The organism is Ensifer sp. LC384 (genome assembly GCF_001695865.1).
GTDB lineage: Bacteria > Pseudomonadota > Alphaproteobacteria > Rhizobiales > Rhizobiaceae > Ensifer.
In genome coordinates, this window is record NZ_MBST01000091.1 from 1 (window position 1) to 317 (window position 317).

Sequence of the window (317 nt, forward strand, 5' to 3'; positions counted from 1 at the left end):
TAGCTCGTCAGGCTCATAACCTGAAGGCCGCAGGTTCAAATCCTGCCCCCGCAACCAGATCAAACAAAGCCCGCAGGACAGCAATGTCCGCGGGCTTTTTGACGTTCTGCAGCCCAACAGGCCGGGCAGTTGAGCGCCACGAAAGCATCCCGCCAGCAGGCCAACGCCGGCGCAGCGGGACAAAATCCCCAAAGCACGCCCTCGCACCCAAAGTTTACGAGCAATATCAAAGGGCTTCGAGGAAAATCGGAGCCCTTTTTGCATTCAAAATACCCTAGCACACGGCTAGCACAAACGGACCCCTCCGGTTTGACGGC

1 protein-coding gene is annotated in these 317 nt (G+C 57.7%); it reads right to left on the reverse strand.

All coding sequences use genetic code 11. From position 1 onward, the window contains the following. Window positions 1-264 (reverse strand): hypothetical protein (locus BC363_RS35725; RefSeq protein WP_210183666.1); only part of this gene is annotated, 264 nt, incomplete at its 3' end. Window positions 265-317: the final 53 nt, after the last annotated feature.